Source organism: Oscillatoria sp. FACHB-1406 (assembly GCF_014698145.1).
Taxonomy (GTDB): Bacteria; Cyanobacteriota; Cyanobacteriia; order Cyanobacteriales; family Spirulinaceae; genus FACHB-1406.
In genome coordinates this window covers 28,647-41,458 of sequence record NZ_JACJSM010000002.1, presented here as the reverse complement: position 1 = coordinate 41,458, position 12,812 = coordinate 28,647, and the positions used below count along the sequence as shown (strand labels likewise).

General features: G+C 48.3%; 11 protein-coding genes. 6 read left to right on the top strand and 5 right to left on the bottom strand.

The genetic code is table 11. From position 1 onward, the window contains the following. Positions 1-130: 130 nt before the first annotated feature. From H6G50_RS02790 to H6G50_RS02775, 4 genes are all read left to right on the top strand, one after another. Entirely contained in the window at positions 131-997 is an 867-nt protein-coding gene (locus H6G50_RS02790; protein WP_190713117.1) for a RibD family protein, read from the top strand. Between the two features lie 502 nt (positions 998-1,499). Further along, a complete protein-coding gene (locus H6G50_RS02785; protein ID WP_190713116.1) occupies positions 1,500-2,693 on the top strand; it encodes a GNAT family N-acetyltransferase in 1,194 nt (397 codons plus the stop codon). Further along, positions 2,693-3,565 carry a DUF72 domain-containing protein gene (locus H6G50_RS02780; RefSeq protein ID WP_190713114.1) on the top strand — a complete coding sequence of 291 codons (873 nt, stop codon included), beginning with the start codon at positions 2,693-2,695 and terminating at the stop codon, positions 3,563-3,565. The genes H6G50_RS02785 and H6G50_RS02780 overlap by 1 nt, the downstream gene beginning before the upstream one ends. Before the next feature lie 226 nt (positions 3,566-3,791). Further along, positions 3,792-4,523, top strand: coding sequence for a DUF1997 domain-containing protein (locus H6G50_RS02775; RefSeq protein WP_190713111.1), 732 nt, complete (start codon positions 3,792-3,794; stop codon positions 4,521-4,523). 128 nt (positions 4,524-4,651) lie between these two features. Here H6G50_RS02775 and H6G50_RS02770 read toward each other — a convergent pair whose 3' ends face one another. Continuing rightward, entirely contained in the window at positions 4,652-5,122 is a 471-nt protein-coding gene (locus H6G50_RS02770; RefSeq protein ID WP_190713109.1) for a DUF4079 domain-containing protein, read from the bottom strand. Positions 5,123-5,314: 192 nt separating this feature from the next. Between H6G50_RS02770 and H6G50_RS02765 the strand changes: the two genes are divergently transcribed. Both H6G50_RS02765 and H6G50_RS02760 read left to right on the top strand, forming a co-directional pair. Next, positions 5,315-5,863, top strand: a complete 549-nt coding sequence (locus tag H6G50_RS02765; protein ID WP_190713107.1) for a peroxiredoxin — start codon at positions 5,315-5,317, stop codon at positions 5,861-5,863. A 99-nt stretch (positions 5,864-5,962) separates the two neighbouring features. Then, positions 5,963-6,571: a Uma2 family endonuclease gene (locus tag H6G50_RS02760; RefSeq protein WP_190713105.1), complete on the top strand. Its 609-nt coding sequence runs from the start codon at positions 5,963-5,965 to the stop codon at positions 6,569-6,571. A 146-nt stretch (positions 6,572-6,717) separates the two neighbouring features. On the opposite strand, the gene recG is transcribed toward H6G50_RS02760, so the two are convergent. From recG to H6G50_RS02740, 4 genes are all read right to left on the bottom strand, one after another. After that, on the bottom strand, positions 6,718-9,195 hold the full coding sequence (gene recG, locus H6G50_RS02755; protein ID WP_190713103.1) for an ATP-dependent DNA helicase RecG: 2,478 nt from the start codon (positions 9,193-9,195) through the stop codon (positions 6,718-6,720). 209 nt (positions 9,196-9,404) lie between these two features. Beyond that, positions 9,405-10,205: a Uma2 family endonuclease gene (locus H6G50_RS02750; protein WP_190713101.1), complete on the bottom strand. Its 801-nt coding sequence runs from the start codon at positions 10,203-10,205 to the stop codon at positions 9,405-9,407. A 52-nt stretch (positions 10,206-10,257) separates the two neighbouring features. Further along, complete coding sequence (locus tag H6G50_RS02745) at positions 10,258-10,977, bottom strand: Crp/Fnr family transcriptional regulator (protein ID WP_242032692.1); 720 nt, start codon at positions 10,975-10,977, stop codon at positions 10,258-10,260. A gap of 20 nt (positions 10,978-10,997) precedes the next feature. Next, positions 10,998-12,677 carry an HD family phosphohydrolase gene (locus H6G50_RS02740; protein WP_190713099.1) on the bottom strand — a complete coding sequence of 560 codons (1,680 nt, stop codon included), beginning with the start codon at positions 12,675-12,677 and terminating at the stop codon, positions 10,998-11,000. Positions 12,678-12,812: the final 135 nt, after the last annotated feature.

The following is a 12,812-nucleotide window of genomic DNA, read 5'->3' as shown; positions in this document are numbered from 1 at the left end:
TCGCAAAATTGACCTCACCCCCGATTGGCTAGCACTGAAATCAGCAACCCGTCACTGGCTAAAAACTCTATCTTTCCTAAGATGAACCGCAACCCCCTGCCTTAATCTCAGTAACATTCCATAGCGATCGATGCGATCGCGCAGCGGCGACTTGCACCCTTCTGAGCTTCCTCCTACAATAAAGAAACGTTATAATCCCTCTTCTGTCATCTCGGGCTGGAATAACGCAAATGCGCGATCCTCGCGAGTTTGTGACGGAGGAGGCATTATTTTTGCCCACCCTTACTACCATTCTCTGGCTTTTACAGTGAATCGCCCTCATACCACTGTTGTACTCGCCATGAGTGCGGATGGCAAGATTGCCGATCGCTCCCGCACTGCGGCTCATATTGGCTCGCATCACGATAAGCTACACCTCGAACGTCAGATTGCTCGCGCGGATGCCCTTCTTTTGGGCGCGGGAACCTTGCGCGCCGACCAAGCCAGCCTCCCAGTGACGACTCCTGCCCTCCTCGACGAGCGCCAGCAACAAGGCAAACCCCCCCAACCGATTAACATCGTTTGTTCGCCCTCGGGCAATCTCGATCCCGATTGGAACTTTTTTCGCCAGGGCATTCCCCGCTGGTTGTTAACGTCCCCCGAAGGAGCGCAACGCTGGCAAGAGCAACCTCAGTTCGAGCGCGTTCTCATTGGTGCTGCTACCCCGTCCGCCGAGCGTCTCGTCTTCGATTGGCCGGTTGTTTTAGAGCAACTCGCTCAATTTAATCTCCACCGGATTGCCGTCCTTGGCGGCGCGGAGCTAATTGCGTCTCTTTTGGCTGTTAATTTAATCGATGAATTCTGGATTACGCTCTGTCCCGTCATTCTGGGCGGTGCGGATGCGGCTACGCCAGTGGCGGGACAGGGATTTTTCACCGCTGAAGCACCTAGGTTGGATTTGTGCGAGGTGATTAATATCGAGGGAGAACTGTTTTTGAACTATCGCGTTAAACGTTAAAAATTCGTGTATCCCGGTCGTTTAAAAATCCAAAGGTCAGTTCGGATTAAGCTGATTTTAGCCCTCATTTGACAAAGAAAGAGTCATTGCAATCCCCTCAAGAATTAGGTTTTCATCCGCTCGTGAATTTCCCTCTCATTCTATTTTTTGTTCTTAAAGTTTGAGGTGAAAAGAACGATAGACTATCTTTCTCCTCAGTGCGAGGAAGTTAGCGTTAGAGCGCTGAATTTGGCTCTGACTCAAGCTACAGTGCTAACAAAGACTCGATGATTTCTCAAACAATCTACGCGTTCGGAGCGAGTGATTTTAAGCTCGCCTGGAATCTTTAAAAAATCCAACGGATTGATTATTTTTAGCCATCGTGTGGTAGTTGCTTATTGCCCAACGCTTAAAGAACTCACCGTTCTTTTAAGAGTTGGGCTACAATGAGGCGATTTGTTATCCGCGTCAAGGATTTATAGCCCTTTCCTCCTGCGATTTTTTTTGACAAATAAGAACATCTATGAACCAACGAAAGCTTGCTTATAATGTCCAGTGGATGCAAAAAATCGCGGAAATCCCTAAAATGGCTTGGGACGAACTCGCACAGCCGTTAAAAACGCCATTTTTGGAGTGGGAATGGTTGCAAAACCTCGAAACTTCCGGAAGCGCGATCGCGCGGACGGGATGGCAACCCTATCATTTAACGGTATGGCGGGGACGCGAACCGATCGCGCTTGCCCCTCTCTACCTCAAAACTCACAGTTACGGCGAATTTGTCTTCGACCATCAATGGGCGGATTTATCCCATCGTTTGGGGATTCGCTATTACCCCAAACTGTTGGGGATGACTCCCTTTACTCCCGCGACGGGCTATCGCTTTATTATCGCTCCCGGCGAAGATGAAACCGAGTTAACGGCGCTAATGATGGCAGAAATCGAGCGCTTTTGCACGCGCAACGGCATATCGGGCTGTCATTTTCTTTTTGTAGATCCCGACTGGCAGCCCCAACTCGAACGACACGGTTACACCGGTTGGCTGCACCACAGCTACATTTGGACGAATCGTAACTTTAACAACTTTGACGACTACCTGCAATGCTTTAATGCCAACCAGCGCCGCAATATCAAACGCGAACGCAAAGCGGTCGATAAGGCACAATTGCGCCTAGAAATCCTCAGTGGCGAAGATATTCCTCATCCTTTATTTCCTACAATTTACAATTTCTACAGCAGCACTTGCGATAAGTTTTATTGGGGCAGTAAATATCTGACGCGAAAATTTTTCGAGCAGCTTTATCCAAATTATCGCGATCGCGTCGTTCTCTTTGCGGCTTACCGAGACGATGATTCCCATAATCCCGTCGGTTTATCGTTCTGCATTCACAAAGGCGAAAACCTCTACGGACGGTATTGGGGCTGCTTTCAAGAATACGATTGCCTCCACTTTGAAACCTGCTACTATAAACCGATCGAATGGGCAATTTCCCAAAACATTCAAATGTTCGATCCGGGTGCGGGCGGACAACACAAGCGGCGGCGCGGCTTTCCCGCTACCCCAAATTATAGTTATCATCGATTTTATAACTCTCGTATGAGCCAAATTTTACGCTCTTACATTCAGGAAGTTAATGAGATGGAGGGCGAAGAAATCGAGGCAATCAATCAAGATTTGCCTTTTAGCAAGCGCGAGATTCAATTGGATGTCAATGTTTAATGACAAATTCAACGGCTAAATCCTTCTATTTAGGCTGCGCGGTTTGGTCTTATAAAGGGTGGGTGGGTGACTTTTTTCCCCCCAAAAGTCCCGCCAAAGATTTTCTATCGCTCTACGCTCAGCGCCTTGCTACAGTAGAGGGCAATACAACCTTCTACGCCGTACCGCAGCAAGCTACAGTCGAGCGCTGGGCAGCCGAAACGCCCCCCGGATTTAAGTTTTGCCCTAAAGTCCCGAAAGCCATCACTCACGAGGGTTTATTGGTTCCCCATATCGAGGCGGCGTTGAGTTTTTGCGATCGCATGGCTTATTTGGGCGACAGACTGGGGCCGATTTTTGCTCAACTTCCCCCCAGTTACAATCCGCAACAGTGGGATGACTTGCAAGAATTCTTAACAAAACTGCCTCGGGATCGCTTTTCCTTTGCCTTGGAAGTCCGCCATCGCGACTGGTTTGAGGAAAGCAACGCCGAACGGTTAAATCAATTGTTGCGCGAATTAGCGATCGCGCGCGTTCTACTCGATACTCGCCCCATCTACAACGCACCCGACGATCCCCAACTCGCCTCGGAACGTCGCAAACCGCAACTTCCTTTGCAACCCAGCGTTACGGCTGAGTTTAGCTTAGTGCGTTTTATTTCCCATCCGGAGGATGAGTATAATTGCAGGTATTTGCAAGAATGGGAGCAATGGATAAAATCTGAGTTAGAAGGAGGAACGCAAATCTACTTTTTTGTCCATTGTCCGATCGAAGCGCGATCGCCCCATATTGCCGGTTCGTTTCAGCACCAACTCGAGAGCGCTGGCGTACCCATTCCACCACTCCCCAGCGATCGCCCGCCGCAGTCTCCCGACCAGCTAAGTCTATTTTGATACTTTAAACTACGGAGAATATTTTTTCTCTTAAAGACCAAAAGCTCGAATCCATAAAGGTTTAGGGAAATTGCACTCGCTGAAAAAAGATTAAATCAATTGGATGATGTGCTTTAAATCACAACCACCTGTTACGCGACGCGCCAATATTAAAGTTATCTTGCCCGAAAGCCAGCAAGTCCGATTTCGCCAAAAATTGGGTTAACTCTACACCAGAGATAGTCGTATGCACTTACCCCTTAGCAATCGCCAATTTCAACCCCAGTTCGATCGGGTTGCCGAAGCCGACTCATTAATCATCGCCAGCGAACGGAGTCCAGAGCAATTGGAAATCGATGCAACCGTTCCCTTTTACTTCGAGACGCGCTTTCGGGGGAATATGGGAATGTATGCTGCGGTGTCAACGGTGGCAGAATATCTAAGCGCCCATGAGGGTTGGTTTTGTCGCTGTGCCAAACCCATGAGTGCCGAACCGTTAGGAAAAAATGGTTATATCTTAACCGTCGGACGTTTTGGTTCGTTTGGCTATGAAGTCGAACCGAAAATGGGAGTCGTACTGTTACCGCCTGAAGATAATGAGTACGTGATGTACAGCGTCCCCGTTCCCGATTACACGCCTCCGGGTTATGAAATTGACTATTCCGCTTCGATGAAGCTGACGGAAGTGGCGGCAGAAGCAACGGATTGGGCAATGCAAAATCATTACAAAAAGGCTGCCGTTTATCCGACGCACCTCACGCAGGTTGAATGGAACTTGCAGTTAAAAGTTGCAGTGCGCTTTCCGAAGTTTATTAACAAACTTCCTCATTCCTTAATTCAAAATAGCGGCGATCGCTTACTCGCTGAAATCGTGCGCCAAGTTTCTCCCCGACTCACCTACAAAGTTCAAAAAGATTTTCACGACAATCTCGGCTTGCCGATTCCGCCGAAACAATCTCGTCCTTTTGTTAACGTTTAAATCCCCTAAACTTGTCCCGCGATAGGACGAGTGAATAGTAGATTTAAAACGGGCATAGCACTTGCTATGCCCCTACCCTTGTTTAATTAATAATTGTCCATCGTCAACGATCGATTATCAATTAAACGCTACATTTTGCTAATGATACGTCCGAGGATTTCCACGCCCGATACCGCTTGCCAGAAAAATAATCCCAAAAGCGTTACGTTAATCGTAATATGGCTATAACGAGCAAGTTCGTTGCCTTTCTGCATGAAAGGAACCAGAGCAGCAGAAGTTGCGATCGCGACAGTCATTCCCAAGCCCACCAGCAAGTGCGGCCCGAAAAAGATTTTGCCGTTATTAATATAAGTAACAGCCATCGCGCCGATCGCGCCCGCGACCATTAAAGATAAGAGGATCGAACCGACTTTATAATGTTTGTCGGTGAAGTTCTTTTTAATCAGTTCCTTACGAACTTCTTTATCAGCGCTGCGCGTTTGGCGAATTTTCAGTCCGGAGTATAGGGCGTACACCGTCATCGCTAACAACACCCACATTAACGCCGGATGGAAAAATTGCGAATACGCCTTAACCGTTTGCGGAATTTCAAAAGTCATCGCGTTCTCTACCCACTCATCATTAAATATTCATAAAACTTAACGTAACACGAGATTTGCCTTCCGAGCTAAAAATCTTTAGCTAGCGCGATCGCTTAAATGTAAAATAATGTAAAAATCCAAACAATTCAAGCACTTTCATGATTTGGGAAGTGCGCGCTCTCAACATTCACCCTCTCAAATTCACAACCCATGAATCGCCGCACCTTTAACCAAATCCTCCTCGCTCTTTGCCTTACCTTCCTCGCCAGCCTGAACTGGACAGCCCCAGCCTTTGCCCTCGGCGGCCCTCAACCCCCCTTAAACAGTCCCGCCCCCGACTTCTCCCTCCCCACCAACACCGGCGACGGAACCCTTTCCCTCAGCGACTTTCGCGGTCAATGGGTTGTATTGTACTTCTACCCCAAAGACTTTACCTCCGGCTGCACCTTAGAAGCGCGCCGCTTCCAACAAGATTTACCCGAATATCTCGCCAGAAATGCCCGCGTGATTGGCGTTTCTGCCGATGACGTAGACTCTCATGCCGAATTCTGCGATTCTGAAGGCTTGAAATTTCCCCTTCTTGCCGATACGAAAGGCGCAGTCAGTAAAGCTTACGGTTCTTGGCTTGCACCAATGTCCCTGCGCCATACCTACATCATCGACCCCGAAGGAATCCTGCGCGCAACATTCCTTGGCGTTCAACCCGCCATTCACAGCACGGAAGTTTTAGCGAAACTGGATGAATTAGCTCAAACCTAATTAAATCCCTTAAGTGAGGGCGAGGGGAAGCGATCGGTAGAACTTCAAACTTAGCTATAATACTCACTACATTCTCACCCGTTCGAGTTAGAGAGCGAAATGATTCAAACTAATTCTTCACTCTTAGATTTCGAGACGTTCATTACACGGAATAATGAGGAAGAATGGTGCGAGCTTATTGATGGAGAGATAGTCAATTTGGAGCCGACAGGATTACACGAGCAAGTTATCGATTTTTTAGCCCGAAAAATTCATGTTGAAATCGATCGCCTCGCCCTTCCTTATACGATTCCTCACCGCTGTCTAATTCGCATCTCCGATACAACTGCCTTTCGCCCCGATTTAATTGTTTTAGATCGAACCCAACTTCCAAACGAACCTCTTTGGCAATATCAACCGATAATTACGTCGGGTGCTGCTATTAAATTAATTGCCGAAGTGGTCAGCACGAACTGGCAGAATGACTATGCACGAAAAGTCGAAGATTATGCTTTGTTTGGCGTTCCTGAATATTGGATTGTCGATTATCTGGGCTTAGGAGGGCGAGAATATATTGGCAACCCCAAGCAACCGACAATGACAGTTTGTCAGCTTGTTCGAGAGTTTTATGAAAAAAACTTACTCAGAGCTAATGATTTGCTCCTCTCCTCAATTTTTCCCGAATTAAGCCTCCCCATAGAAGAGATTTTCGCGGCGGGGCAACTGTAAAGTAGAGCGCTACGCAACTCAGTTAGTACAAATTCTGGTAGGGTCTAATGGTATTCGCCCGGTTTTCAAGTCCCTACAATATTCTAGAAAGCCTGTAAAGAAAAAGAATTTGACGAATAGAGCGTGCATAAAATCTAAACTCCCTCCTACGTTAAAATCGACCCGCCCATTAACTTTTGATACCGAATCTCCAACTCCTTCTTCAACGACGACATCCCGCCCAAGGATTCATCCGCAAAAATCAACTTTTCTGCCGCTTCTCGCGCCAAGTTCAACACCTCTTGATCTTCCACCAAACTCGCCAGCGCAAAGTCGGCAACACCCGACTGTCGCCGTCCCAAAACCTCACCGGGGCCGCGAAAACGCAAGTCCATCTCCGAGATAAAAAAGCCATCCTGCGATTGTTCCAAAACCGCTAAGCGTTGTTTGGCATCGGGATTATTGGTTCCGCTCATTAACAAGCAATAAGACTGATGGGAACCGCGCCCGACTCTGCCCCGCAATTGATGCAGTTGCGAGAGTCCAAAGCGTTCTGCATTTTCAATTAACATGACGGTTGCATTGGGTACATCTACCCCAACTTCAATCACTGTCGTTGAAACGATAATTTGCGTTTCATTGTCGCGAAATTGCTTTAAAACGTCCTCTTTTTCAGCAGAACTCATGCGTCCGTGCAATAGTCCGACTTTGAATTCTGGGAATATTTCTTGCAGCCGTTCGTATTCCTGCGTGGCGGCGCGCAAGTCCATTTTTTCCGACTCTTCAATCATCGGCAAAATCACATAAACTTGCCGTCCTTGGGCGATTTCGCGGCGGATTAAATCGTAGGCTTGGCGGCGCTGTTTGCCGTTGAGGGCGGTGGTTTGAATCGGCTGTCTGCCCGGTGGGAGTTCGTCGATTTGAGACACATCTAAGTCGCCGTGGAGGGTAAGGGCGAGGGTGCGCGGAATGGGGGTTGCTGTCATGGTGAGGACGTGGGGAGAACGCCCTTTATCGAGGAGGCGGGCGCGCTGTTCGACTCCGAAGCGGTGCTGTTCGTCGATGACGACTAGCCCGAGTTGCCGGAATTTGACTTTATCTTGAATCAGGGCGTGAGTGCCGACGAGGAGGGGCAGTTCGCCGGTTTCGAGTTGGGCGTGTATTTCGCGGCGTTTGGCTGCTTTGGTGGAACCGGTGAGGAGTTCGACGGGAAGGTGGAGGAGGTTGAACCAGGTGACGAGTTTGCGGTAGTGCTGTTCGGCGAGGACTTCGGTGGGGGCCATGAGTGCGGCTTGGTAGCCGGATTGGATGGCGGCGAGGATGGCATACACGCCGACGACGGTTTTTCCGGAACCGACATCGCCTTGTACGAGGCGGTTCATGGGGGTTTCGGAGTTTAAGTCTTGGAGGATTTCGCCGACGACGCGCTGTTGGGCGTTGGTGAGGGAGAAGGGAAGGATGCGTTTGAATTGTTCGCTGAGTTCGCCGCTGGGGACGAGGACGGCGCTTTTTTCGGCTTTTTTGAGTTGGGCGCGGCGTTGTAGGAAGCCGAGTTGGAGGTAGAAGAATTCGTCGAAAACGAGGCGGCGGCGGGCGTGGGTAAGGCTGTCGCGATCGCTGGGAAAATGGATCTGTGCGATCGCGTCTTTTAAGCCAATTAACCCATATTGTCTCTTCAGTACGGCCGGGAGGGGATCGGTAATGCTTTCGGTGGCGGGGAGGGCGGCGAGGACGGCATGGCGGACGACATCGGCGGTTACGCCTTCCACGAGAGGATACACGGGCAGGATACGCCCGATTTTAATCGATTCGATCGCGGCACCGGGGCCATCGAGGATTTCGATTTCGGGATTGTCGAGGGTGAAGCCGTATTTGTTTTGTTTGACGAGTCCGGAAGCGGCAATGACGGAACCTTCGGGATACTGACGTTTGAGGCGTTCTTGCCAACCGCGATTGGTGAAGTTTGCGCCGCCGAAGAAGCGATTGAGTTTGATTTGTCCGGTGCGATCGCGCAAAATGAGTTCAAAGATCGTCAGCTTTTTGTTTTTGGGGCTGGTGAAGCAATTGCTGCGTTTTACCGTTCCCACTAAGGTTACGGTTTCCCCGGCGACGAGTTGCCCGATATTGACTTGGCGCGCGTAGTCGATATGGTCGCGAGGGTAATAAAAGAGTACGTCCCGCACGGTATACAATCCCAGGCGTTCTTCGAGGGGTTTGGCAATGCGGCGGCGTTGAATTTCCGCAAGCTCGCGTAGGGGAGTGTTAAGGGAGGGTTTTGAGGCGTAGCTAGAAGGGGCTTGGGCGGCGATGGGTGCAGTTTTGGGCGTTTTTGAGGTAATTTCGCTTTGAGGTGGCTCCTGGGGCGTTTCCTGCCGGTTCTGGAGGTTGTCGAAGAGGTTACGGGCTGCGATCGTTAGGTTGCGGCGTTCTTCGGGGTTACAGTGGGGATATTCTGAAAACGCGATCGCCATATCCCGCCAGCGGCGCTGTTGTTCCAGGGTTCCCGTTGCAAGCGGTTTGCTCAACTCCAGCATCACAAACTCGCTGAAGTGATATTGTTTGCCCATCAAATCGACAAAGCCCCGTTCCGCTTCGACGGACAACGCTTTGTACAATCTTTCCCAGTTTGGTTCCCACGCTGTCATCGCCTTTCCCTGTTGCCAGCATTTTCCTGCTTTCTTAGGGTATCGCTAGCAGTCCGAACTTTCAAGGGAGATTGATACTTTTGTTCTAAATAGGCAATTACGAATTATGAGTTATGAATTATGAGTGATGAGTTATGAGTTATGAGTTATGAGTTATGAGTTATGAGTTATGAGTTACGAATTACGAGTTACGAATTACGAATTACAACTTATTCCAATTCTCCAAACTGTTCCCGATAACGCGCTAGTAAAGATTCGAGTTCTGCGAGTTGTTGCTGGGTTTGTTCGGCGCGTTGCCGTTCGCTTTCGGCGCGCTGTTCTGCTTCCTGGCGCTGCTGAGATTCCCGCTCGGCGGCTTCTTCCGGAGTCGGAACTAATTCCCCTTCTGGGGTGAAATAGCGCAGTTTCGAGTCGCGAACGCCTAAGTATAAATCGAGTTGGTGGCTCCACAGCCAACCGCTTTCGTTTGGAGCTATTTCCTGATAGACTCCTTCGACGATATGAAAGCCTTTAAGCTCCAAGCTATAAGGGTCAAACCAGAAATAATCGGGCGTTCTAAAGATATCTTGATAAATTTCTTTTTTTAAGCCGCGATCGGTTTTAGCCGTTTTAGATGAAAGAACTTCGATAATAATATTCGGATATTTACCGTTTTCTTCCCAAACCGCCCAACTTTTTCGAGGTTTGCGTTCGGTATTTAAAACCACAAAAAAGTCTGGCCCGCGAAACAACTCCGATTTAAGCTGTCTCGGACTGTAATAAATCGTTAAGTTACCGCAAGCATAAAAATCTTGGCGATCTTGCCAAAGATATTCAAGGCATTGCAGCAAAATCATAATTTGCTTGAGATGAAGGTCGCTTTCCAAGGGAGGTTCGTCGCTGTAGAGGTCGCCGTTAGGAAATATAACATCTTCTTCGGCGGTATTTTCTAGCACCTCTGGGGTTATCGTTGCGAGGGTTTGGCTAGGGGCTGAACTTTGAGAGGTTTCTACTTCGGGCGCAACAGTCATGGTTAAGCTTTGGCTTCAGGCAGTAACTATTAGTGTAGCGAAATTTTTGGCCTTATTCGCGATCGCTGGCTTGACTTAACTGTAGCAGGCGGTCGCGATCGCGCAATTCGATTTGCGAGCCATTCATGGCAATAATCCCTTCATTACTCAGCCGATAAAACGCCCGCGAAAGAGTAGCGGGAATTGTCCCTAAAGCGGCGGCTAATTGACCTTTCGCGAGGTCTAAAGTTACGGTATCTGAGTTGTTGGCGCGATCGCTTAAATCGAGCAAATAAGCCGCCAATCGTTGCGGAACCTCTTTAAACGATAAATTTTCGACCAGTTGTGTCAGTTGTCGCAAGCGCAGCGAGAGACTCGTTAACATCCGAATCGCGATCGCGGGATACCGCTCCAATAACTCCAAAAAAGCAAGGCGCGGAAAAAATATTAATTCAACAGCTTCTAACGCCTCTGCTGAAGCCGGAAACGTTTTTCCATCAAATGCCGGAACTTCAGCAAAATAATCTTGCGCCTCAAAGATATGTAAAATTTGCTCCTTACCATTGGGCGAAACTTTAAACACTTTCACCCTGCCGCTCTTCACGATAAAAAAACCCGTTGCTGTCGTTCCTTGATGAAAAATTGCACCGCCCTTATCAATCGATTGAAGGCGCGCAATTTTGCCGAGCGATTCTAATTGTTCGGTCGATAATCCCCGAAAAATTAACGTTGTTTGCAACCATACTTCTAATTCGGAGCGATTGTTCATCTCAACAATTTTGCGATCGCGCATTCTTAATTTCCCAGCGATAACTAACGGAGATTATGCCCCAAAACTCGGTAGACTTGGCGTTGCTCGAACAACTCGACTAAATCCGCATTAATCTTACCCTGCGCTGCCTCTTCGCGTAGCACTTTCATAACTACATCGGTAGGTAGCGGGCGCTTGTAAGGACGATCCGCAGCCGTGAGTGCATCGTAGATATCGGCGACTGTCATCATCTGCGTTTGCATGGGAATTTCATCGCCCTTTAGGTTGCGCGGATAGCCGCTACCGTCGAGTTTTTCGTGGTGGCCGTAAGCAATAATGGGAATATTTTCAAACTGTTTAGTCCAAGGAATGCGCTTGAGAAATTCGTAACTATGCGTGACGTGGGCTTCAATCGCAAGGCGTTCGACGGCGGTTAAGTTCCCCCGATTCAGCATGAGTTGTTCCATTTCTGCGGCTGTTAGCAACGGCTTCATTTCACCGTCAAGATCGCAATAAGTATATTCGGTGAGTTCGCTTAAAGTCTGAAAAATTTCCTCTAAAATATCTTTAAAAGCAGCTTTTTCTAAGGCTTCTGGTTCGTTGATTCTCTCGATTAATTTATAGTAATATTCAAGCTGTGCGATCGCGGTTTTGAGTTGGCAATCGAGTTCGGAAAAATGCTCGCAATCCAAGCAATGTTCGTTAGCACAAGCTTGATGAGAATTTCGATTGGGATTCAGCGTTAAATACTGCAACTTTTTCTGCGCGCATTCAAGTTCTAAGTTGCGCCGCACCAAGCCGAAACGGGAGCGGATTACTTCGAGTTGACCGGGATAAAGTTTTTTGCGCTTATTTAAAATGGCTTCGGGAACGCCGATTTTACCGAAGTCATGTAATAAGGCTGCGTAGCGAATTTCTTGAATTTGGCGATCGCTAAAATAAAATTGCTGCAACGGTCCAAATGTTGCCGTATTCACTTCTTCGCTCAAGCGGACGGTTAATTCAGCGACTCTTTCCGAATGACCTCGCGTTGTCGGATCTCGCGCTTCAATCGCTTCCACGGAGGCTTTAACAAAGCTTTCAAACAGATTTTCAATACTATTATGCAATAGGTTTCGTTCGATAGAAATTGCGGCTTGAGACGCGAGAGAGCGAACCACGCGCTCTTCCCATTCGGTATAAGGTAAGGTGACTTCGAGGGCGTTCGTTGGGAGAACTTGAATATCGCAGCGAATTTTGCGATTGATCAGTTGTAAAATTCCGATAATTTCGCCTTGCCCGTCTTGCATGGGCAGAACGAGAACCGAACGGGTACGATAGCGAAAATCGCGATCGAAATTGCGATCGAGTTTATACGGCAACCGCGTTGATAAGTTATACGCATCCGGTAAATTCAAACTTCGCCCTGTCAGGGCAACATAGCCCACCAAACTTGCTGGGTTGAGATCGATCGCAAATTCTTCAAAGGGAAGTTCGGGTAAGGAATCATTTTGAGCGACTTTAAAAATTAATTTGGGAGGGGATTGCGTTTTATCGATTAGGTAGACGCTGCCTGCATCGCTACAGGTAATCTCCCGACTTTTTGTTAAAATAAGATTAAGTAACTCCTCGAAGTTTTGACTTCCCGATAAGGCTGTGCCGATGGACAGCAGTTTTTCGATTAAGTCTACCCGTTCGTCAGCTAAAACTGTTACCAAATCTTTATTTTCGAGCAGAGTAGGGGGGGGTTGAAAAGTAGTCATGTGTTGCCTTCTCAGCGTCAATGCCGGACAAGCGAGCGCTGCGGGCGCTCCCTCTATTTCCTCACTAATCGCTCGGTTGGCGTGCAGATCGAGATTGGGTGTATTGAGGGACTTCGGTTAACTTTTTTACCAACA

Coding starts and splice junctions, on each gene's coding strand:
- H6G50_RS02760 (WP_190713105.1), top strand. CDS start 5,963: ATGATTCAAACTAATTCTTCACTCTTAGATTTCGAGACGTTCATTACA.
- H6G50_RS02785 (WP_190713116.1), top strand. CDS start 1,500: ATGAACCAACGAAAGCTTGCTTATAATGTCCAGTGGATGCAAAAAATC.
- H6G50_RS02745 (WP_242032692.1), bottom strand. CDS start 10,977: ATGCGCGATCGCAAAATTGTTGAGATGAACAATCGCTCCGAATTAGAA.
- H6G50_RS02790 (WP_190713117.1), top strand. CDS start 131: ATGCGATCGCGCAGCGGCGACTTGCACCCTTCTGAGCTTCCTCCTACA.
- H6G50_RS02780 (WP_190713114.1), top strand. CDS start 2,693: ATGACAAATTCAACGGCTAAATCCTTCTATTTAGGCTGCGCGGTTTGG.
- H6G50_RS02740 (WP_190713099.1), bottom strand. CDS start 12,677: ATGACTACTTTTCAACCCCCCCCTACTCTGCTCGAAAATAAAGATTTG.
- H6G50_RS02770 (WP_190713109.1), bottom strand. CDS start 5,122: ATGACTTTTGAAATTCCGCAAACGGTTAAGGCGTATTCGCAATTTTTC.
- H6G50_RS02765 (WP_190713107.1), top strand. CDS start 5,315: ATGAATCGCCGCACCTTTAACCAAATCCTCCTCGCTCTTTGCCTTACC.
- H6G50_RS02775 (WP_190713111.1), top strand. CDS start 3,792: ATGCACTTACCCCTTAGCAATCGCCAATTTCAACCCCAGTTCGATCGG.
- H6G50_RS02750 (WP_190713101.1), bottom strand. CDS start 10,205: ATGACTGTTGCGCCCGAAGTAGAAACCTCTCAAAGTTCAGCCCCTAGC.
- recG (WP_190713103.1), bottom strand. CDS start 9,195: ATGACAGCGTGGGAACCAAACTGGGAAAGATTGTACAAAGCGTTGTCC.